This is a genomic window from Chromobacterium alkanivorans (genome assembly GCF_016937655.1).
In the GTDB taxonomy this organism is placed as follows: Bacteria; Pseudomonadota; Gammaproteobacteria; order Burkholderiales; family Chromobacteriaceae; genus Chromobacterium; species Chromobacterium alkanivorans.
This window is the reverse complement of the sequence record NZ_JAFHKL010000001.1, coordinates 742,102-763,761: the sequence shown is the minus strand read 5'-3', so window position 1 is coordinate 763,761 and position 21,660 is coordinate 742,102. Positions and strand designations below refer to the sequence as shown.

General features: G+C 66.4%; 14 protein-coding genes and 1 CRISPR repeat array. Of the genes, 9 read left to right on the top strand and 5 right to left on the bottom strand.

Annotated features, from left to right (window positions below; genetic code table 11):
* Positions 1–8: 8 nt before the first annotated feature.
* The 3 genes from JW897_RS03540 (at position 9) to JW897_RS03530 (ending at position 3,912) form a co-directional block, all read left to right on the top strand.
* The gene (locus JW897_RS03540; protein ID WP_205465173.1) at positions 9–1,109 is read left to right on the top strand and encodes an ABC transporter permease; all 1,101 of its coding nucleotides are present in this window, start codon (positions 9–11) and stop codon (positions 1,107–1,109) included.
* Positions 1,106–2,545, top strand: coding sequence for an efflux transporter outer membrane subunit (locus JW897_RS03535; protein WP_205465172.1), 1,440 nt, complete (start codon positions 1,106–1,108; stop codon positions 2,543–2,545). The genes JW897_RS03540 and JW897_RS03535 overlap by 4 nt, the downstream gene beginning before the upstream one ends.
* Positions 2,546–2,631: 86 nt before the next feature.
* Positions 2,632–3,912, top strand: coding sequence for a ferredoxin reductase family protein (locus tag JW897_RS03530; RefSeq protein WP_205465171.1), 1,281 nt, complete (start codon positions 2,632–2,634; stop codon positions 3,910–3,912).
* Between the two features lie 323 nt (positions 3,913–4,235).
* Here the strand turns inward: JW897_RS03530 and JW897_RS03525 are convergent, their stop codons facing one another.
* Both JW897_RS03525 and JW897_RS03520 read right to left on the bottom strand, forming a co-directional pair.
* A complete protein-coding gene (locus JW897_RS03525) occupies positions 4,236–4,670 on the bottom strand; it encodes a DUF411 domain-containing protein (protein ID WP_205465170.1) in 435 nt (144 codons plus the stop codon).
* Positions 4,671–4,744: 74 nt separating this feature from the next.
* Positions 4,745–5,059: a hypothetical protein gene (locus JW897_RS03520; protein WP_156187846.1), complete on the bottom strand. Its 315-nt coding sequence runs from the start codon at positions 5,057–5,059 to the stop codon at positions 4,745–4,747.
* A gap of 324 nt (positions 5,060–5,383) precedes the next feature.
* On the opposite strand from JW897_RS03520, the gene JW897_RS03515 reads away from it, so the two are divergent.
* From JW897_RS03515 to JW897_RS03495, 5 genes are all read left to right on the top strand, one after another.
* Positions 5,384–7,504: a TonB-dependent receptor domain-containing protein gene (locus JW897_RS03515; RefSeq protein WP_205465169.1), complete on the top strand. Its 2,121-nt coding sequence runs from the start codon at positions 5,384–5,386 to the stop codon at positions 7,502–7,504.
* Positions 7,505–7,613: 109 nt separating this feature from the next.
* A complete protein-coding gene (locus JW897_RS03510) occupies positions 7,614–7,904 on the top strand; it encodes a DUF2218 domain-containing protein (protein ID WP_019101550.1) in 291 nt (96 codons plus the stop codon).
* A 148-nt stretch (positions 7,905–8,052) separates the two neighbouring features.
* On the top strand, positions 8,053–9,162 hold the full coding sequence (locus JW897_RS03505; RefSeq protein ID WP_048408875.1) for an ABC transporter substrate-binding protein: 1,110 nt from the start codon (positions 8,053–8,055) through the stop codon (positions 9,160–9,162).
* The gene (locus JW897_RS03500) at positions 9,159–10,223 is read left to right on the top strand and encodes a FecCD family ABC transporter permease (protein WP_048414296.1); all 1,065 of its coding nucleotides are present in this window, start codon (positions 9,159–9,161) and stop codon (positions 10,221–10,223) included. The genes JW897_RS03505 and JW897_RS03500 overlap by 4 nt, the downstream gene beginning before the upstream one ends.
* Entirely contained in the window at positions 10,220–10,993 is a 774-nt protein-coding gene (locus JW897_RS03495; RefSeq protein WP_205465168.1) for an ABC transporter ATP-binding protein, read from the top strand. The genes JW897_RS03500 and JW897_RS03495 overlap by 4 nt, the downstream gene beginning before the upstream one ends.
* Before the next feature lie 231 nt (positions 10,994–11,224).
* Here the strand turns inward: JW897_RS03495 and cas3f are convergent, their stop codons facing one another.
* Positions 11,225–14,569 (bottom strand): type I-F CRISPR-associated helicase Cas3f, encoded by a 3,345-nt coding sequence (gene cas3f / locus JW897_RS03490; RefSeq protein ID WP_205465167.1) that lies wholly within the window; start codon positions 14,567–14,569, stop codon positions 11,225–11,227.
* Positions 14,566–15,540, bottom strand: a complete 975-nt coding sequence (cas1f, locus tag JW897_RS03485) for a type I-F CRISPR-associated endonuclease Cas1f (protein WP_205465166.1) — start codon at positions 15,538–15,540, stop codon at positions 14,566–14,568. Before cas1f ends, cas3f begins: the two co-directional genes overlap by 4 nt.
* Before the next feature lie 205 nt (positions 15,541–15,745).
* Positions 15,746–16,853: a CRISPR direct-repeat array (repeat unit 28 nt; unit sequence GTTCACTGCCGGATAGGCAGCTTAGAAA).
* 129 nt (positions 16,854–16,982) lie between these two features.
* On the opposite strand from cas1f, the gene JW897_RS03480 reads away from it, so the two are divergent.
* The gene (locus tag JW897_RS03480) at positions 16,983–17,462 is read left to right on the top strand and encodes a DUF1203 domain-containing protein (protein WP_205465165.1); all 480 of its coding nucleotides are present in this window, start codon (positions 16,983–16,985) and stop codon (positions 17,460–17,462) included.
* Positions 17,463–17,638: 176 nt separating this feature from the next.
* On the opposite strand, the gene JW897_RS03475 is transcribed toward JW897_RS03480, so the two are convergent.
* On the bottom strand, positions 17,639–21,523 hold the full coding sequence (locus tag JW897_RS03475) for a non-ribosomal peptide synthetase (protein ID WP_205465164.1): 3,885 nt from the start codon (positions 21,521–21,523) through the stop codon (positions 17,639–17,641).
* Positions 21,524–21,660: the final 137 nt, after the last annotated feature.

Sequence of the window (21,660 nt, the reverse complement as noted above, 5' to 3'; positions counted from 1 at the left end):
GACACATCATGTGGCGCGCGCTGCTGACCCTGATCCACAAAGAACTGCGGGCCCTGCTGTCCAGCCCGCAAAGCCGCCGGCTGCTGATCATGCCGGTGCTGCTGCAACTGCTGCTGTTTCCCTTCGCCGCCACGCTGGAGGTCAAGAACAGCACGCTGGCCATCTACAACCAGGACGGCGGCGCGGCCTCCGTCGAACTGTCCCAGCGCCTGGCCGCGGCCCAGGCTTTTCCGCATCTGCTCAACATCCATAGCGAAGCCCGGCTGCGCGAGGTCATCGACCGTCAGCAAGCGCTGCTGGCCATCCGCATTCCGCCGGATTTCTCACGGCGGCTGGCCCAGGGCGAAACGCCGCGGCTGCAGGCCGTCATCGACGGCCGCCGCTCCAACAGCGCGCAGATCGCCTTCGGCTACGCCCAGCAAATCGTCGCCCAATACGCGCGCGAACTCAGCCCCGCGCCGCCGCCGGCCCAGCTGCAGCTCCGCCATCTGTACAACCCCAATCTGGAATACCGCTGGTTCGTGCTGCCCAGCCTGGTAGCCATCATCACCACCATAGGCTGTCTGATAGTCACCGCGCTGTCCCTGGCGCGCGAACGCGAGGAAGGCACTTTCGACCAATTGCTGGTCACCCCGCTGACCCCGGGCTACATCATGGCCGGCAAGGCCGTGCCCGGCATGCTGGTGGCGGCGCTGCAAGGCAGCGTCATCTCCGCCGCCGCGGTGTGGCTCTACCAAGTGCCCTTCGGCGGCGGCATCGCCCTGCTCTACCTCGCCATGCTGTGCTACGGCCTGGCCCTGTCCGGCTGCGGCCTGTTGATTTCCTCGGTCTGCGCCAACCAGCAACAGGCCTTCCTCGGCGTGTTCGGCTTCATGGCCCCGGCGATCATCCTGTCCGGCTATATGGCGCCGGTGGAAAACATGCCCTGGCCGCTGCGCGCGCTCAGCGCCGCGGACCCCCTCAGCCATTTCATCGTCGTGGTCAAGGGCCTGTTCCTCAAAGGCTACGGCGCGGCGGAGGCCTGGCCTCATCTGTGGCCGCTGCTGTTGATCGCCGCCGCCACCCTGAGCCTCGCCTACCTGATCTTCCGTCACCGGAGCGGACAATGACCCCATCCCGCCTTGCCGTCTCGCTGTCCCTCGTCCTGCTCGCCGGCTGCGCCGTCGGCCCCGACTACCAGCCGCCGACGCCGGCGCAACTGCTGCCCGCCGCCACGGCTGAGGCCGAGCCGGAAGCCGCCGGCTGGTGGCAGGCCTTCCAGGACCCGGCGCTGAACCGGCTGGTCGGCGCCGCGCTGCGCCACAGTCCGGACCTGGTCAGCGCCGACGCCAATATCCGCCAGGCGCGCGCCGCGCTGGAGATGAACGCGGGCGCGCAATGGCCGCAGCTCAACGCCGCCGGCCGAGTCAGTCGCGACCAGCTGAGCCGGCGCGGCGAGGCGCTGGCCAATATTCCGTTCGCCAACCCGCAGACCCTGTTCACCGATTACCGCGCCGGCTTTGACGCCAGTTGGGAAATCGACCTGTTCGGCCACACCGCCCGCGGCGTGGAAGCCGGCCGCGCCCGGCTGGACGCCAGCCGCGAGCAAGCCGCCGACGCCGCGCTGCGCGTGGCCGCCGAAACCGCGCGGCTGACGCTGGACTACCGCTACTGGAGCCTGCGCGCCGACAACGCCGCAGCCCAGGCCGGCTGGCGCGCGGAGCTGGCGCGGCTGACCCGGCTGCAAGTCCAGGCCGGCCTGGCCGGCGCCGGCGAGCTGGAGCAGGCCGAGGCCGAACGCTTGCGCGCCGACGCCCAACTGCAACCGTTGCTCGCCGCCCGCCAGACCGCGCTCGCCGCGCTAAGCCCGCTGACCGCGTTGCCGGCGGCCACTCTGCGCGCGCAGCTGGACGGCGTCGCGCCGGAACCCCGCCTGCCGCCGACGCCCGCCGCCGGTCTGCCGTCGGAGCTGCTGCTGCGCCGGCCGGACCTGCGCGCCGCGGAACGACAGCTGGCCGCCGCCAGCGCCGACATCGGCGTGGCCACCGCCGAGCAATACCCGCGCTTCAGCCTGCTGGCCAGCGGCGGCTGGGACAGCGTCCGCCCCGGCGACTTCGCCGCCCAGGCCAGCCGCTACTGGAGCCTGGGTCCGCAACTAAGCTTGCCGCTGTTCGCCGGCGGCCGGCTGCAGGCGCAAGTCCGGGCGCGCGAGGCCGGCTACGACGCCGCCTTGGCGCAATACCGCAAAGCCGTACTGCAAGCGCTGGCCGACGTGGAAACCGCCTTGTCGCGCAGCCAGGCCGGCCGCGTCCAGGAGGCGCGGCTGAGCGACGGCGAAACCGCGCTGCAACGCCAGCTCGGCTTCGCCCGCCAGCGCGTCGCCGTCGGCGAGGCCGCGCAAAGCCACGCGCTGGAAGCGCAACTGCAGCTCGCCGCGCTGCGCGAGCAAAGGCTGGCGGCGCGGCAAACGCTGTCCGCCGACCTGATCGCGCTGTACAAGGCGCTTGGCGGCGGAACACCGTCAGATGCATCGCCCAGTCAAGCGCCCGGAACAATGCCACGCTGAGCCGCTCCCCACGGCGCATTTAAGCTGCGCTTAAGTTTGCGATGTTCCAATCGCCTTAATCCCCTACCAAAAGAAAGGATATGGCGATGAAGCGCAACCTTCCCCTGCTCAGCCTGCTGCTGCTCATCAGCGGCGCCTTGTACGTCGCCGCCAGCCTGTGGCAAAACGGCCTGCCCGCCAGCTACTGGGAATGGCGGCGCGAACTGGTGATGCTCAGCGGCGTGCTGTTGATGACCGTGATGAGCGCCGCCATGCTGCTGGCGGCGCGCCCGCGCCGGCTGGAACCGCTGCTGGGCGGCCTGGACCGTTTGTACGCGCTGCACAAGCGCCTGGGCATCGCCGCCGGCCTGCTGCTGGCCACTCACTGGCTGATCAAGCTTTCGCCCAAGCTGATGCTGGCGATGGCCTGGGTCGCTCCGCGCGTCAAGAGCGGCGGCGGCAAAAACCCGCTGACATCGCTGGCCAAGGACGTGGGCGAATGGGCGGCCTGGGCGGTGCTGGCCATGGTGATCCTTGCGCTGCTGCGCGCCGTTCCCTACCGCTTTTGGCGCAAGCTGCACAAATTGTTCGGCCCGCTCTACCTGATGGGGGTCTTCCACGGCCTGATCCTGATGCCAACCGAGATGTGGGCTCAGCCGGTGGGCTGGCTGCTGGCCGCGCTGATGCTGACCGGCTCCGGCTGCGCGCTGTATTCGCTGGCCGGCCGCATCGGCAAGCAGCGGCAATACGCCGGCCGGGTGCAAAGCGTCGAAGCGCTGCCCGCCGGACAGCTGGAAGTGATCTGCCAGATGGACGGCTGGCCCGGCCACCGCGCCGGACAATTTGCCCTGGTCCGCTTCTCCGCCGCCGAAGGCGCTCATCCCTTCACCATCGCCAGCGCCGACCACGACGACGGCCGGCTGCGCTTCATCATCAAGGCGCTGGGCGATTACACCCGCCGCCTGCCGGACGAACTCGAGATCGGCCAGGCCGTCACCGTGGAAGGCCCTTACGGCTGCTTCCAGCCGCGCGTCGGCGCGCGTCAGGCCTGGGTGGCCGGCGGCATCGGCGTCACTCCCTTCCTGGCCTGGCTGCAAAGCCGGGAACTGGCTGAAGGGCAACAGGACGTGGACTTCTACTACTGCGTGCGCAGCCGCGGCGACGCCGCGCGGCTGGAAGAAGTGCGACAAGCCTGTCGTCAGCGCGGCGTGCGGCTGCATCTGATCGAGAGCGAGGCCGGCGCGCTGCTGAGCGCCGACATGCTGCCGGAGGTGGACGAGGTCTGGTTCTGCGGCCCGCAGGGTCTGGGCGCGGCTTTGCAACGCGGCCTGCGGCAACGCGGCGCCCAGGCGCCGGTCTTCCACCACGAAGCCTTCGCGATGCGCTGACGTAAAACGGGCGGTCCGGCATGCCGGACCGCCCGTCGCTCACTCAAACCCTAAGAGCGTGTTTACGATCTCGCGAGCTAAGGCGAGACAAGGCGAAAACGAGCGAAAAAGCGGAATGTACGAGCGGTACATGAGCATTTTGAGCTGGTACTCACCGTGCAGGGCTTCACGACGCGCAGCAGATCGTAAACAGGTTCTAAGAGCCGCTAACAAAACCGAGCAGCGTACCTGAGCCAAGGCGCGCCGACGCAGGCAGTACCAGTAGTACGACAAGTCGGCGCAACGCAGGATCAGGGGTTTTGTTAGCGGGTCTAAGCTGACCTTCAGCGCGTGGCGTAGACGCTGCGCCTCCCCTGCTCGTCAAAGCTCAGCACCTGATAAGGCTGCTTGCTCGGCCCCTCCATGCCCGGGCTGCCCATAGGCATGCCCGGCACCGCCAGGCCGACGATCTTGGGCTTGTCCTTCAGCACCTTCTTCACCAGGTCCGCCGGCACATGGCCCTCGAACACATAGCCGCCGATCTCGGCGGTGTGGCAGGAACGCAGATCCGCCGGCACCTTCAAGCGGGCCTTGAGCGCGGACATGTCGGCCTCGTTGCGGCTTTGCATCGCCACGCCGTTTTTCTGCATATGCTCGGCCCAGGCGGTGCAGCAACCGCAATACGGGTCCTTGTGCATCACGCCGTCGGCGGCGGCGGCAAGCGGAGAAAGCAGGGAAACGGCCAGCGCGGCGGCGGCCCAGTACAAACGTTTATTCATGACGTGAATTCCAATGCTGTTTGAATGAAAAAGCGCCATAGCCCGCAAACACGCGGCTGACGCAAAAAAACGGCTCATTCAAAAGATTGGGGAGGGCGCTCCGGCGGCGCGGGGATGAAACCGGACCACACCGTTTCGGCCTTGGCATGCAAAACCGGGCGGATCGCCTGCAAGGGCAGACAGGGCGCCGCCGGCCACGGAGCGGCCGGCAACTGGCAGCAGGCCGCGGCCTGGGCCGCGCTGGACGGCTGGGTGTGGCAAGCCGCGCCGTCGTCGGCCATCCAGACGCAGGGCGCGCTGGCGGCCACGCGCCCGCCCATGCTCCAACCCGCCTGCGGCAACAGCAGCAGACAAGTTAGCAACAGCAGCAAGGGCAGACGAAGGGGCATGAGGCAAGCTCGCCGCGTGGAGAAGAACAGGCCTGTGACCCATCGCTACAGCCTTGGTTCCCAAGGTTTTGCAGATTGTTTGCGGCCCGTTCAAAAGTTTGAGCCAGATCATGTTCTATGCTCGGCAGCCTGCGCAAGCTAAAATCCCAATCCAATCAATAACGATTCGCATTTGCGTTCTCATCAATTCAGTGGGATACTTGTGGTCCCATTTGACATTCCTTGCGCAAACTAAACGCCAACGGCATGCATACAGCGCCGGCCATGCCGGGACGCGGATCAAATGGGCTTCGTTCATGTGATGATTTCCAGGTATCCACCATAATGAAAACCTTTGACTCCGCCGCCCGCCACGGCGTGCGCCTTGCCCTGTTGTCCGCGGCGGTTTCCGCCCTCTACCTGCCCGCCGCCCATGCGGCGGAAGCCGAAGCCACCCTGCCCTCGGTGGTGGTGACCGCTTCCGGTTACGAGCAGAAGATCAAACAGGCTCCGGCCAGCATCTCGGTGATCACCCGTGAAGATCTGGCGAAAAAGCCGTTCACCAATCTGACCGATGCGCTAACCGATCTGGAAGGCGTCAGCATCAACGGTTCCGGCCCCGGCGACAAGGACATCGCTATCCGCGGCATGCCCGGCGAATACTCGCTGATTCTGGTTGATGGCCGCCGTCAAAACACCCGCGAAACCCGCAGCCGCGGCACCGGCGGTTTCCAGCAGTACCAGATCCCGCCGATGGAAGCGATTGAGCGCATCGAAGTGGTGCGCGGCCCGATGTCCTCGCTGTACGGCTCCGATGCGATGGGCGGCGTGGTCAACATCATCACCCGCAAAGCGCCCAAGGAATGGCATGGTTCGATGACCCTGGGCGGCACCATCGCCGAACATTCGAACGAAGGCAATACCGGCCAGAGCAGCTTCTGGCTGGGCGGCCCGCTGATGAAAGACCTGCTGTCGCTGCAAGTCTACGGCGCAATGAATAATCAGGCCGAAGACAATATCTTCTACTCCAACAGTGGCGACGGTGGCAAAGTCGCCAGCCACGTGGCCGACATCAACGCCAAGCTCAGCTTCACCCCGAACCAGGACCACGAGATCACCTTCGAGGCTGGCCATAACGAGTTGCGCAAAACCACTACGCCAGGCAAAAGCGTCGCAGCCCAAGTGAAAAATCGGAACGGCAAGCTCGTTCCCAATACTAAGGATGACTACTTTGACGTACGCGACCACTGGAGCCTGAGCCATAACGGCAAGTACGGCAATGTACGCTCCAATGTCTCCCTGTATCAGGAAATCGATAAGCCCAGCCACTCGATCAACAATGTAGATGACGGCAAAGGCCTGAAACTGACCAACACCACGCTGGACGGCCAACTGACCTTCCTGCTGGATCGCCACACCGTGAAAATCGGTACTCAAGTCGGCCAGCAAGTCGGCTCCGGCATGCGTGCCCAAGAAGCCATTTCGGGCTTCGTCGGCCCGGCCAATCCGGACAAGGTCACCGTCAATACCTGGGCATTGTTTGCCGAGGACAGCTTCGAAGCCACCGACAGCCTGACCATCACCGCAGGCGGGCGCGTCGACCATCACAGCTTGTTCGGCACCCACTTCACCCCGCGCGTTTATCTGGTTGAGCACCTGAACTCGCAGTGGACGCTGAAGGGCGGTATCGGCAAAGGTTTCAAGGCGCCAACTATCCGCCAAAGCACTGACGGTTATTGCATGCGCACGGGAGCACAGAATGGTCCTGGCATCCTATGCGGCAACTCCCAGTTGAAGCCGGAGGAAAGCACTTCCTACGAAATCGGCCTGCACTTCGACAATGAAAGAGGCCTGAGCGCCAACGCCACCCTGTTCAACAACGACTTCAAGAACAAGGTGGTCAGCTACGGCACTGACAAGTTCTCCAACCAGTACGCGCCAGGAACAGACCCGGTTCGTATCTACATTTACGACAATGTGGACTCTGTCAACATTCGCGGTCTGGAACTGTCCAGCAGCTGGGCCTTCATGCCGAAGTGGACGCTGTCCGGCAACTACACCTACACCAAGTCCAAACGCGAAGGCGGCAAGGAAACCAGCTATCTTGGCCAGTCGCTGAACGGCATGCCGCTGGACAAGACGCCGGAACACGCCGGCAATGTGAAGCTGGCCTGGGCGCCGATGGAAAAACTGGACCTGTACACTCGCCTGAACTTTGAAGGCAAGCAGTACTACACCGGCTTCCGCAACGGCGCCAATGTGGCCCGTAGCCGAGGCGGTTCCAGCACCTGGGACTTTGGCGGCAGCTACAAACTGAACAAGAGCTTTGACGTCAACTTCGCCGTGTACAACCTGGCCGATCGCACCGTCGCGATCGACGACCGCGGTCGCGACGGCGGTCTTGATGGCAACTGGATGGTCGACGAGGGCCGCCGCTATTGGCTGACCTTGACCGGCAAGTTCTAAGCCGCACCCTGACGGCCCGTCTCCCGACGGGCCGGAAACACCGCACGGCAGTTGCCGAATCCGCCGGATTCGCCAACTGCCTGTTCCCGTTTTTACGATTGGAGAATTGATGATGTTGAGCAGCCGCGCCCAATTGACCACACCCAATGCCGACAAGGTGCTGTACAAGCTGTGCAAGCACTACGCGCTGAAAGTGCCGGTGGAGTTCGACAGCCACCAGGCCCATGTGCACTTCCCCATCGGCGAATGCCGGATCCAGCGCCAGGACGACACCCTGGACATGATCTGTGCCGCCGACGCCGCCGACAAGCTGGCCAAGATCGAATTCATCATGGACGAGCATCTGGGCCTGATGGCCAAGACGCCGGACTTGAAGCTGGACTGGGCCAAGGCCGAGTAAGAATCCCAGCCCTGCGGCGTTTTCCGAGCGCGCCGGGCCTGCCTGGCCGCTCCCGTTTCTGTATGATGACCCGCTCCGCTGCCAAAGCCTGTCGCCGCACCGCTGCGGCGGGCTTTGACAGCGAAGCCGTATCGCTCAAGGAATCACAATGAAAACACTGTTCTCCCGTCTGCTGCTGGCCGGCGCGCTGGCCGCGGCCACGCTGGCGGCCCAAGCCGCCACCGTCACCGACATCGCCGGCCGCAAAGTGGAAGTGCCGGCCAAGGTCAACCGCATCCTGCTGGGCGAAGGCCGGCTGTTCTACGCGCTGGCCTTGCTGGAAGGCAAGCAGCCCATCGCCCGCATCGCCGGCTGGCAGGGCGATTTCCGCCAGCTGGACCCGCAGACCTACGCCCAGTACAAGCAGCGCTTCCCAGCCATTGACCAGATACCCTTGATCGGCAAGACCAGCGAGAACTCGGTCAGCGCCGAAAAAGTATTGACCCTGCGTCCCGACATCGCCGTGTTCAGCATCTCCGGCCACGGCCCGGGCCTGAACAACCCCATCGTGCAGCAGCTGCAGGCGGCCAAGGTGCCGGTCGTGTTCGTCGATTTCCGCAACGCGCCGCTGGAGCACACCGTGCCCAGCCTGCGCATCATGGGCAAGGCGCTGCAGCGCGAAGCCGAGGCCGAACGCTTCATCCGCTTCTACCAGGGCAAGATGGACGCCATCCGCAAAGTCGTCGCCGCCATCCCGGCGCAGCAAAAACCCAAGGCCTTCCTGGACCTGCGCGCCGGCGCCTTCAGCAACGTCACCAGCGCCGGCCGCGGCAGCCTGGGCGAGCTGGTGGACGCCGCCGGCGGCGTCAATATCGCCGACAAGCTGATCCCCGGCGCGGTGGGCGAAGTGAATATGGAGCATGTGCTGGCCAGTAACCCGGACCTGTACATCGGCACCGGCACCGCGGACGCCGCCGACAAGACCGGCATCCAGTTCGGCGCCAACATCAGCGCGGCGCAGGCGCAGGCCTCGCTCAAACGCACCGCCGCGCGCAGCCCGGTGGGCGCGCTGCGCGCGGTGCGCGAAGGCCGCACCTTCGGCGCCTGGCACCACTTCTACAACACGCCTTACCACATCGTGCTGCTGGAAGCCTTCGCCAAGGAGCTGCAGCCGGCGCGCTTCGCCAAGCTGGACCCGGACGCCAGCTGGAAACAGCTGCACCGCGACTTCCTGGCCATAGAGCCGCAAGGCACTTACTGGGTCAAGGGCGTTAAATGAGCAGCGAGACCATGACGCTTTCCGCCGCCGCGGTGGCGGCGGACTATCGCCGCACCCTGCTGCGCCGGCTGCTGCTGGTGGCCGTGCTGCTGAGCCTGCTCGCCGTCTCGCTGACGCTGGACGTCACCACCGGCGCCAGCGGCATGCCGCTGGCAGAATTCTGGCAGACGCTGTGGCACCCGGCCGCCGCCGACCCGGCCACCGAAGTCATCGTCTGGCAGATCCGCCTGCCCTACGCGCTAATCGCCATCGCCGCCGGCCTGGCGCTGGGCCTGGCCGGCGCCGAGATGCAGACCGTGCTGCACAACCCGCTGGCGGACCCGTTCACCCTGGGCCTGCAGCCGGCGGCCGCCTTCGGCGCGGCGCTGGCCATTCTGCTGGACGTCAGCATCCCCGGCGTACCCGGCCCATGGATGCTGCCGGTCAACGCCTTCGTGTTCGCGCTCGGCTCCGCGCTGCTGCTGGACGTGGTGGCGCGCTGGAGCAATATGCCCACCAGCGGCGTGGTGTTGTTCGGCATCGCGCTGTTCTTCAGCTTCAACGCCCTGGTGTCGCTGCTGCAATTCGTCTCCACCGCGGACTCGCTGCAAGACCTGGTGTTCTGGCTGATGGGCAGCCTGTCGCGCGCGGACTGGCCCAAGATCGCATTACTGTTCGGCGCCTTCGCGCTGATCCTGCCCTGGTCGCTGAGCCAGTCCTGGCGGCTGACCGCGCTGCGGCTGGGCGAGGACCGCGCCGCCAGCTTCGGCATCAATGTGCGCCGGCTGCGCCTCAGCTCGCTTCTGCGCGCTAGCCTGCTCACCGCGCTGGCGGTGGCCTTCGTCGGCACCATAGGCTTCATCGGCCTGATCGCGCCGCATATCGCGCGCCGGCTGGTGGGCGAGGATCACCGTTTCTACCTGCCGGTGAGCGCGCTGACCGGCGCCGCCATCCTGTCCATGGCCTCGGTGGTGACCAAGAACCTGGTGCCCGGCGTCATCGTGCCGGTAGGCATCGTCACCTCGCTGGTGGGCATCCCCTTCTTCATCGCCATCGTGCTGCGCAACGGAGGCCGCCAATGAGCTCCGCCCTGTCCATCCACCAACTCTCGGTCAGCTACGGCAAGCGCCAGGTGATACGCGCGCTGGACGTGCCCTGTCTGCGGGCGGGCGACATCACGGCCTTGCTGGGCCCCAACGGCAGCGGCAAGTCCACCTTGCTGCGCTCCCTGGCCGGCCTGCAGCACAGCAGTGGCGACGTCCGCCTGGACCAGCGCGCGCTCAGCCGTCAGCGCGGCGAAGTGGCCTATCTGCCGCAAACCCTGCCGCCCAGCGTGCATCTGTCGGTGTTCGAATCGCTGATGGTGGCCGGCCAGGCCACCGCCGCCGGCCTGTCGCGCCGCCATGACGACCAGCAAGTGTTCGCGCTGCTGCAATCGCTGGGCATCGAGCAACTGGCGCTGCGCTACCTGGACCAGCTGTCCGGCGGCCAACGCCAGCTGGTGGGCATCGCCCAGGCGCTGATCCGCGAACCGGCGGTGCTGCTGCTGGACGAGCCGCTGTCGGCGCTGGACCTCAACTACCAGTTCCACGTGATGGACCTGCTGCGCCGCGAAACCCGCCGCCGCGGCATGGTCACCGTCATCGTGCTGCACGACCTCAACGTGGCGCTGCGCCACTGCGACCGGGTGCTGATGCTGAAGGACGGCGCTTTGCAAGCCAACGGCGCGCCGGACGAGGTGATAGACAGCCAAAGCCTGCGCCGCGTCTACGGCGTCAGCGGCCGGGTGGAACGCTGTTCGCAGGGCGTGCCGCATGTGCTGGTGGATGGGTTGCATAGCGGTTTGCGCTGAGAACCGCTTTATCACCTGCTGCGCGTCGCAAGATGCGGCGCGGCGGGTGCCGCAGCGGCCTCAGCCGCAACGCCTTGGCTCGCGAGATCGTAAACAGACTCCAAGACCTGCCGGTGGGTATCGCCTACGACTCCACCCACCCTACGCCCGGCTGCCCGTCACTACTAGGGTGGCTGGAGCGCAGCGATATCCACGCCGCCGCCTCGGCCGTTTTCATTTGCTAGCCCGGCTTCAAGCCTTGCAAAACCCCAGCGCCGGATGGAAGCGCCAGCCATTGTCCGATTGCGGCAAGCTCAGCCCGCCAAAACGCCGCGCGCAGGCCTCCAGCTCCATGCCCAACTCCGCCGCCAGTTCGGCCAAGGCCGCCGGATATTCGCTGACGCCCCAGGGCCGGATATTCGGCTGCGACAACGCCGCCTCCGGCACCCGCTGGTTCTTATTCTCATCCACAGGAATAAAGCCCGGTGGTTCCGGCCAAGGCTTATCCTTCACCCAATGTAGCGCGTAATCGTCCCCGTCCTCGGTGGGCAACAACAGCAAGTCCAGCTCCGGCTCCCCGCCGGCGCGGAAAGGCTGCTGCTGCGCCAGCACCCCGCTGAGCAGCGCCTGCGGCTGCTGCCAGCAGCTATACGCGCCCAGCGGCGCGATGGCCTGGCCCTCTCGCCCAGGCCGGCTGCTGGCGGCTCTGACCTGGCCAGCCGGCAACATCAGCTGCGCCAGCCGCGCATGCTCCAGGTGCGACAAGCGCCGCTTCGCCTGCAACGACTCCGGTTGCACGATGCGCGGCCGCGCGTCCAGATGCCGGTACTCGTCCTCCTCCAGCAGTTCGCTCAGCAGATGGCTGTCCAAGGGAAAGGCCTCGTCCTCGAAACCCGGCCAGCGGAAGGACGGCTGATCCGGCTGTTCCACGCTGCGCAGATTGCGCTCGCAAATCAGTACGTTCACCTTGTCCCAGGGATCCGGGCGGTGGCGGCGCAGCCGGCCGGCCAGCTGGATCAGCGAACGCATCGACGAGGGCTCGACAATCGCCCAATCGTAATCGTGATCCCGCCCCACCTCGGTCACCGGCGAACCCAACACGACGAACACATGCTCGCGTTCCGGCTCCGCGTCCAGCTCGCGACGGATGGCCGGCAGCGTGAACACCGCTTCCGCTTTCTCGCGGTTCAGCGCCTGGTCCAGCTGGCGCTCGATGGCGGAACGCAACAGCAAAGGGTATTGCGAGTGGTAGACGCATAAATGCAGCTGCCAGTGCGCCGGCCACGGCAGCGCGTACAAGGCCAGCGCCACCTCGAACAAGGGCTGGATATTGGCCATGCGCACCAGGCCGAAGCTGACCGCCTGGCCGCTGATCGGGTCCCGCTGCTGATTGAGCCGGTGCAAGCGCTCTATGGCCGGCTGCAACTGGGCGGCGAACTCGCGGCGCAACGCCGGCGCCTGCCCCTGGCCAAAGCTCAACGGCAGCAGCTCGGCATGGCGCCGCGCCGGCTGCGTGGCCAGCCAATCGGCGCGCCGGCCGGCGAACTGCCGTTGCCGCCGGCGGAAAGCGTCGACATCGGCGCAGTCTTCCTGGGCCCGGTCCTGTTCATCCACCCAGGCGCAGCACACCGCCAGCGGCCGCCCCGGCTGGCCGCGATTGGCCTGAAACTGCCGACGGCCGGCCAGATACGCCTCGAACAAACCTTCAATCAGCACCGGCGGCAAGGTGGCGGACGACAACAGCAGCCGGCTGCCCAGCAGGCCGGCCCAATGCGCCAGCCGAGTCAGCGCCGGCAAATCCGCCAGATCGAAATCGTCCGGTTCGTCCAGCACCAGGTCTCCGCTCATCAGCCGCAGCATGGGCGCGATCTGCCGCCCGCCGCGCAGGCTTTCCGTCGCCGGCGTCAGGTGGTCTATGGTGCAGACCAGCAGCGGCGCCTGCAGCAGTTTGGCTGTTTGCGGATCGCGCAACGCGCGCGACAGCAGCGGGTGCTCGCCGCCGGCCTCGTACCGCACCTCGCCGCCCTCGTCCCACAAGGCCTGGCGCGAGGCCGAACCGCTGGCCTCCGCCTGCCGCTGATAGTGTTCAAACAGCTGGGTGTTGGCGCTGCCGCCCACGCAGACGGCCAGATCCTCGTCGTTCAGGCGCAGCCGCTCACGAAAGACGCGGCCGGTTTGCAGCGTCAGCGCGCGCAGGCCCAAGGCGAACGCGCAACGCAGGCCCAGCGCCGGGTGCGCCAAGGCGTACATGATCCGCGCATTGCCCAAGGTCTTGCCGCAGCCGGTGGACGCCATATTGACGATGAAGGCACCCTGCTCCGCTGCCCGCGCCCGCATTCCCGCGGCCAGATCCGCGGCGCGGTCCTGCCAGCGGAAACGCGCGTCGGCGCTGCGCTGCAACAAGCGCTTGCGCCGCAACAGCCGCGGCAGCTCGCGCTCGAAACCGGGCAAGGCGCGGCATACCAGCGCGCTATGCTCAGCCACGCCCAGCAAATGCTCGTCCAGCGGCTGATTGAAATCGCCGGACCCGCCATGGGTGTTGGCCCACAGCGGATAGCCGGCCTGGCCGCGCTTGTGCCGCAGCTGCGCGTAATCCAGGCTGGAGAAATGATGGTCCGCCAGCATCAGGCTCAGCCGCGCCACGTGCATCGCGTAAAGATTGTCCAGCCAGCGCGCCTCGCCTCGCGTGGCCAAACGCGCCGCCAGCTTGTCCGCCAGCCGCGCGGCGCGGCGGCTCCAGGCCGGCGTGCTCACCGGCAGGCCCAGTGGGAAGCGCCAGTACGGCGCCAGCTGCGCCGGCTCGGCCTCAACATCTCGCCATTCATTCCAGCGCGCGTCGATATGAGCGGGGATGTTCAACAACATCCGGCTTTGAAAACCCTGCAGCTTGCCGCCCAAGCGGCACTGCTTCCCCTCCGCGAAGTCCGGCATCAGCGGCAGCCGGTGATGCGTCAGCACCAGCCAGCCCACCGCGGCGGCCAGCGGCGGCAAACGGGCGAACGGCGGCTCGCACGCCGCCCCCATGCCGTCCGCCTGCAAGCGCTCCAACCAGCTGGCATGGTCCTGCTCCGTCGGCTGCCGCAAGCGCGCCAGCCAGCCGGCGTCGTCGTCGTCGCCGACAAAGGCCTGAAACAAGCGCAAGGACACCCACTCGTGGCGGTAGAGATTGCGCTCGGTCCGCTCACCGCGCAGCCGTTGCTGAAACGCCTGGCTGGCCTTGCCCAGATCGTGCAGCAAGGCCGCCAGGCCGGCCAGCAGCTGGATATCCTCGCCGCTGTGCCAATCGTTCTCATCCGCGCTGCGCAGCACATTGCGGCGGGTGCTGTGCGTGGGCGTGGCGCCGTCGGCATTGAAGCGGCTGGCGTCGCCCACTATCCACAACAGCTCGCTATGGTCCTGGCCGCGTATCCAGTGGCAGGCCACCGCGGTGTTCTTGCGCGCGCTCTGGCGCAGCAAACGCCGCAGCGTGTCCAGCCCGGCCTGGGTGATCGGCGTCTGCCAGACGCGGTCGCCACGGCGTTCGGCGAACTGGTCCAGAATCTGCCGGCTGCGCGTCAGCGCCTTCTTGTCGCATTGTGAAATCAGCAGGATATTCATGCCGTCCGCCCCCGCCGCTCGGCGATGTCCTTCAAGGTGTCGATGATGAAATCCAGCGCCTCGCCGCGGGTCAGCGCCTCGATGCAGGCCTGGCGGAAGGTCTGCTCATCGTCGCCGCGCATCGCGGAGACAAAGGCCTGCGGCAGGATCAGCGCGTCCTTGACCAGGTCCGCCGCGTCGAACACCAGCCCACCGCGTCGGGTCTTGCCGTGCAACACCGCCAGGCCGTGCGGCAAACCCAGCACCCAGGCCGCGGTGGCGCCCAGGCCGTAAGCCAGATAATTGCCGTGGTCCAGAAACGCGTTGGCCGGGTCCGTGCCAGCGCCGCGCTTGGCGCGGCTGAAATCGCCATAGCCGGTGGCCTGCGCCGCCAGGCGGAACAGCAGCTTGGTCAGCCGCGCCTCCTCGGTCAGCAAATGCGCGTGGTCCGGCGCCAGGGCAATCGCCTGGCGCGAGGCCTGCAAGGCCGCCTCCAGGCTGGCCTCTTCCACCACGAAACCGGCTTCTCGCAAGGAGCGGCTGCCCAGCCAGTGCCGCTGCAAACAGCCCAGCCGCGCCAGCTGCACATCCTTGGCGGCGGCCAGCCGCTGCGCGTCGTCAAACCAGAAGCGCACCCAGTACTGCAGATATTCCGTGGGCCGGTACTCGCTTTGCGGCGCAAACCACGCCGCCTCCTGCTCCAGCTCGTTGGCGCTGAACAAGGGCGTGCCGCCCCCGCCGCAAAAGCCCACCATCACCCCGGCCTTGGCCAGCTCCCGCATCGCCGCCTGCGTCACCGAAGTGCCGGTGCCCAGCAGAATGCAGCTGGTATTGGCGATGGGGATATTCCAATACAACGAAGCCTTGCCGGCATCGGTGACGTACTCCACCCGCCCGCCGTTGACCAGCACCCGGCAGTGCTGCAGGTAATAAAGATTGGCGCGCTTGGAATGCAGAATGGTCTTGAGATCGGACGGGGAAAAATCGGACATGGCGATACCTTAGGGATGGAACGCGACAGCGTATTTTGCCATTAGCATGAATGGCGTGACAGCCAGCAAGATCAACCCTTTTTTCCAGACCTCTCTTCTGACCCTGTAAAAACAATCACTTAGCCTGTGACTGAAAATTTGGGTCAAAGCCGGAAAAATCGCTGCAATGCCTACGCCATAAGGCGAGGGGGCGGTGTAGACTCTAGTTCACTGCCGGATAGGCAGCTTAGAAATGCCCTATCAGGAAATGAAACAGCAGTACGGCGTTCACTGCCGGATAGGCAGCTTAGAAAATGTGTCACCTCTTGCGCCCCGGACACTGCCGGTTCACTGCCGGATAGGCAGCTTAGAAATACACAGCGACGGCTTTCGCATGCCGTTGAAGGTTCACTGCCGGATAGGCAGCTTAGAAATCCCGGTTGTCCGGGCAAGTTTCTTTGACCTGGTTCACTGCCGGATAGGCAGCTTAGAAATGGAAGCCCGGCGAAGTTCCGTTCCTCAAAAAGTTCACTGCCGGATAGGCAGCTTAGAAAAGACACACCACCAGGGCGCCGTCTAAACTGCTGTTCACTGCCGGATAGGCAGCTTAGAAAGCTCATGTAGTTCGAGATGTTCGCGGTTGAGCGTTCACTGCCGGATAGGCAACTTAGAAATACCCATGAAAGCTATTTTGTCCGGTTTCTTGGTTCACTGCCGGATAGGCAGCTTAGAAAGGACTGGTCAACAGGGGGACGGACGGAGGCCTGTTCACTGCCGGATAGGCAGCTTAGAAAGCATAGTCGGCCTCGTCGATGATCAGCGGCCGGTTCACTGCCGGATAGGCAGCTTAGAAATACACCTATGTCAGCAACTGGGGCGAGGAGTCGTTCACTGCCGGATAGGCAGCTTAGAAATCCAAAGAGAAGCCGCCCGGTGGGGAGCACGGGTTCACTGCCGGATAGGCAGCTTAGAAATCGACTGCCGCGGTGGTGCTGTCGAGCTGGCGGTTCACTGCCGGATAGGCAGCTTAGAAATACCGTCATTGCTGATGGAGGGCGCTCCAGAAGTTCACTGCCGGATAGGCAGCTTAGAAAATCAACACCGACGGTGATCACCTCGCTTCGCTGTTCACTGCCGGATAGGCAGCTTAGAAAACCACTTGCATGGCGTAAGGCGTCAGCATCTCGTTCACTGTCGGATAGGCAGCTTAGAAATCGCCACGCAGCTTGCGCACCCCTTCCAGCCCGTTCACTGCTGGATAGGCAGCTTAGAAAGGTAAGGCCCATCTTGAAAGCCACCTTACGCCGTTCACTGCCGGATAGGCAGCTTAGAAAGCCAAAGCGAGGCAACTCAACTCGCTATTCACCCCCATTTTCTGAAAGCGAGCGCAGCAAGAATCGGGTCGCCCACAGGGTCATGCCGCCATAGACTTCGGACATTTCAATAATGCGAAGGAGAACGGCATGGCTTGGCAACTGGAAACCCTAGACCCGGCTTTCGTCGAACGGGCACGACACAAAGGGATTGATGCGCTTGGCCAAGCCGTGCGGCGGATGACGGCCGCCGGCGGCGAACCTTTCCGCGACACGCTGCGTCGCGCCATCCCGGGAGAGGAACTGATTCTAGCGAGCTACAGCCCATTCCACCAAGTCGGGCCATACCGCGAATATGGGCCGGTTTTCCTGGCGGCAGGGCCACAGCCAGAGCCCCCGCCCGAACTGACATCAATACTGCGCCGTGTCGGCAGCAATCCCTACCTCGGCGACCACGTGGCGCTGCGCGCTTACGACACCGAACAGACCATGCTGGAAGCCGTGCTGCTGCCAACACATGAGGTAGAGACGGCACTGGCGCGCTGGGAGGCGCGACCAGATATCGCTTTCGCGATGCTGCGTTTCCCCGCGCATGGCTGCTATGCCCTGCGGCTGAACCGGCACGGATGAATGAAGCCCATATTATTTAACGCCGTGGTGCCCCTCGCTAAAGCTGGGAACATCTATTGCGAATTCACCGCGCGATAGGCCGTCTGAAAACCAATCCGTACAGAACAACAAACGCTCAAAAATCAAAAACGCCGCTCCCCCAAGGTGAACGGCGTTTTTCCTAAAACCGGCTCGGCTCAAGCCAAACGCCGCGCCAACTCCTCGCCTATCCTTCTCATCGGCTCCGGGTCGCTCATGCCGAAGTGGTCGCAGTCCAGCTCCACGCATTCCAGCTTGCCGCCGAGGAAGGGCTGCCAATCTTCCGGCTTGGGCGCGTCTTCCGGGTGGACGCCGGCGCGGAACAGCAGCAAGTCGCCGTCGTAGCGCGGGGTTTGGCTGTCGCGGAACAACTGCATGCCATGCAGCGAGGCCTCGCCCAGCCGCTCCAGCGCGGCGCGGCCCAGCGGCGCCAGCGGGCTGCCGGGACGCAGCAGGCGCTGGTAGATCGCCTCATTGTCCAGCGGCTGGCCGTTTTCGTCGGCGTCCACCTCGCCGTTGACGCTCAGTACCGTCACCAGCGCGTCGTGCAGCGTCGGCTGCGGCCGGCCCTGCCAGCTGGCGGTCGGATAACTGTCCATCATCGCCGCCAGTTCCACGGTTTCGCCGGCCGCGCGCAGCTGCGCCGCCATCGCCTGCGCCAGCCCGCCGCCCAGGGACCAGCCCAGCAGCCGGTACGGCCCTTGCGGCTGGACCTCGCGCACGCGGGCCACGTAGTCCGCCACCATCGCGTCGAAGCTGGCCGGCTTGTCGCCGGTGATGCCGGTGGCCTGCAGGCCGTAGATGGCCACGCCGGGCAGGTGCTTGGCCAGGCCCAGATAGCACCAGGACAAGCCTTCCGCCGGGTGCAGGCAGAACAGCGCCGGCAGCGCGCCGGGCTGGATGGTCAGCAGCGGCGCGAACTCCTGGCCCTCGCTGGCCGACGGCGGCCGGTGCGCGGCGGGCGCGCTCAGCGCCTGCGCCAGCGCCGCCACCGTGCTGTGGCTGAACAGCGCGGACACCGCCACTTCGCGGTTCAGGCGCTGCGCCAGCCGGTTGGCCACCTGAATGGCCTGCAGCGATTTGCCGCCCAGTTCAAAGAAGTTGGCGTGGCGGCTGGGCGGGGTCACGCCCAGCACCTGCTGCCACACCTCCATCACCTGGCGTTCCAGCGGGCTGGCGTCCTCCGCGGCGGCCGGCGCTTGCGCTTCGATGCCGGCGGCCAGCTGCTTGCGGTCTATCTTGCCGTTGACGTTGCGCGGCAGGCTGTCCAGCCAGCGCCAGTCATCCGGGATCGCCGCCGCCGGCAGCACCTCGGCCAGGCGCGAGCGCAGCGCCGCCGGCTCGGTCTCGCCGCCGCTGAGGAAGGCGGCCAGCGTATAACCGCCGCCGGCCAGCGGCAGGCCCACCACCGCCGCTTCGCGCACGTCCGGGCAAGCCAGCAGCGCGTTTTCGATTTCGGCTGGGTCGATGCGCAGGCCGCTGATCTTCATTTCATGGTCCAGCCGGCCCAGGAAGCGCAACTGGCCGTCGCTCAGGCGCGCGCGGTCGCCGGTGCGGTAGGCGCGCGGCGCGCCGGGCAAGGCGTCCAGCATGACGAAGCGGCGCGCGGTCAGTTCTTCACGGCCCAGGTAGCCGATGGCCAGCGCCTCGCCCAGCAGGCACAGCTCGCCGTCCTCGCCCTGCGCCACCGGCTGCAGGCGCTCGTCCACGATGGCGGCGCGCACGCCCGGGCGCGGCAGGCCGATGGGCACGCTGTCGCCGCCGTCCCACACCGCGCCGGGGCCGGACAGGATGGCGCTGGTGGCGATGATGGAGGCCTCGGTGGGCCCATAGCTGTTGAGCAGCACGCTACCCGGCAACAACGCCTGCCAGCGGCCGGCGCGTTCCGGCAGCGCGGCTTCGCCGCCGATAATGGTCAGCCGCACGCTGGCCAGCTGCGCGGCCAGTTCCGGCTGCAAGGCGAAGGCCAGCTCGTGCCAGAAGGCGGTGGGCAGGTCCAGCACGCTGATGCGCTGGCGCGCCACCGCGGCGGCGAAGGCCGGCATCGATTCCAGCATCGCGTCGGTGCGCAGCACCAGAGTGCCGCCGTGGCACAGCGCCAGGAAGATTTCCTCGATGCTGGCGTCGAAATGCAGCGGCGCGAATTGCAGAATGCGCTCGTCCGCGCCGATGCGGTAAAGCTGGCCGGCGCTGCTGACAAACTGGGCCAGCGCGCCGTGGCTGACCAGCACGCCGTTGGGCTTGCCGGTGGAGCCGGAGGTGTACAGCACATAGGCGGCCTGGCCGGCTTCCGGCGCCGGGTCCGCAGCGGCCAGCGCGTCCTGTTGCGGCGGCTGGTCCAGGCATAGCGCCGGCACCTCGCCCACTAGCGGACGCCAGGCGCTCAGGGTGACGGCCAGCCGCGGCTGCGCGTCGTCCAGCACCATGGCCAGCCGCGTGGGCGGGCCGTGCGGGTCCAGCGGCACATAGCAACCGCCGGCCCACAGCGTGGCCAGGATGGCGACGATGGCTTCCGGGCTGCGCGGCAGCACGATAGCCACCCGCTCCTCCGCCTGCAGGCCGGCTGCTTGCAGACGGCCGGCCAGTTGCAGCACGCGCTGCAACAGCTCGCGGTAGGACAGGCGCTCGCCGTCCTGCTCCAGCGCCGTCGCGTCCGGCCGCGCGGCGGCGGCGGCGCGGATCAGGCTCAGCACCTCCCGCGGCGCGCGCTCCAGCGCCGGGCCGTCCAGCACGCTCAGCGGCGGCAGCTCCGGCAACAGCTCGCTCAGCGCGGCTTCCGGCGCGCGGCCGGCCCAGGCGTCCAGCCAGGCCAGCAAATCATCGCGCAAACCGTCCAGCTCCGCCTGCGGGTAAGCGTTGGGGTTGGCCTCCAGGCACAGCCGCCACTCGGTGTTCAACAGACTGAAATTGATCGACACATCCTCCACCGGGCCAGAGCCCAGCGGCAGCACCCGGCTGTCCAGGCCGGCGAACGGCGCGCGGCGGTCGAAAGGCATCAGGTTCACCACCGCGCCGAACAAGCGCTGCTGGCCGCCGACGCGCGCCAAATCGCCGCGCAGCTGCTCGTAGCGGTAGCGTTGATGCGGCCGGATCGCGCGCAGGCTGTCCGCCAGCTGGCGGCTCAGTTCCGCCGCGCCCAGCTCTTCGTCCAGCCGCAGGCTCAGCGGCGCGATATTCATCGCCATGCACGGCACCGCCAGCGCCGGCGTGCCCAGACGGTTCATCACCGGCAGGCCCAGGGTCAGCGCGCGGCGACCGCTGCGCTTGGCCAGCCAAGCGCCCACCGCCGCCAGCAGCCAGGCGCCCCAGTCCACGCCGTGCTGTTTGGCCGAAGCCTGCCAGGTGGCGATCTGCGCCGGGCTCAGCCATTGCTCGGCCTTGTTGACGCCGTCCGCCAGCAAGGCGGCGGGCGCCAGCGTGCTGGCCGCCGGCTGCCGGCCCTGGCGCTGTAGCCAGAAGTCGCGGTCCTGCGCGCAGGCCTCGCTGGCCTGGTAGTCGTGATCGGCGGCGACGATCTTGTCCAGCGACCAATCCGCCAGCGGCGGCAAAGCCTGCTGTTTGACGCGGGCGCTGTAGCGCGCCGCCAGCGCCTGGCTCAGCAGGCCGTAGGCGAAACCGTCCAGCGCGATATGGTGGGTTTGCAGATACCACCAGTGCCGCTCCGACCCCAGCTTCAGCACCGCGCCCAGATAGAGCGCGTCCCGCGCCGGATCGCATGGCCGCGTCAGCGTCTGGGCCACCCAGGCCCGCGCCGCCGCTTCCGGCTCCGCCTCCGCGCTGAAGTCCAGGCAGGGAATCTCCGCCTGCGCGGCCACCGGCTGCTGCCACAGCTGGCTGCCGTCAAACTCGAAGCGCATGTTCAGCGCCGCGCAATTGGCCAGCACCTCGGCGGCGCTGTCGCGCAAGGCGTCCAGGTCCAGCGCGCCGCGCAGCTCGGTGGCTTCGGCGGTGAGGTAACTCGGGTTGTCCGGGGAGAGTTGCTGCCCCATCCAGATGCCGTGCTGCGCGGCGCTGACGGGGAGGCGAGAAGCGGTCAAAGTCATAAGAAGGCGTGCCGTTGCGGTTCCATGCCAGCGCGTATGATGCGTGGGCAGATCAAATGAGAGCAGCAATCTTACACTATAAATAGGAATGATTATCAATATTGGTTTGATTAGGCCTATCCCATCTCCAGCCTCAG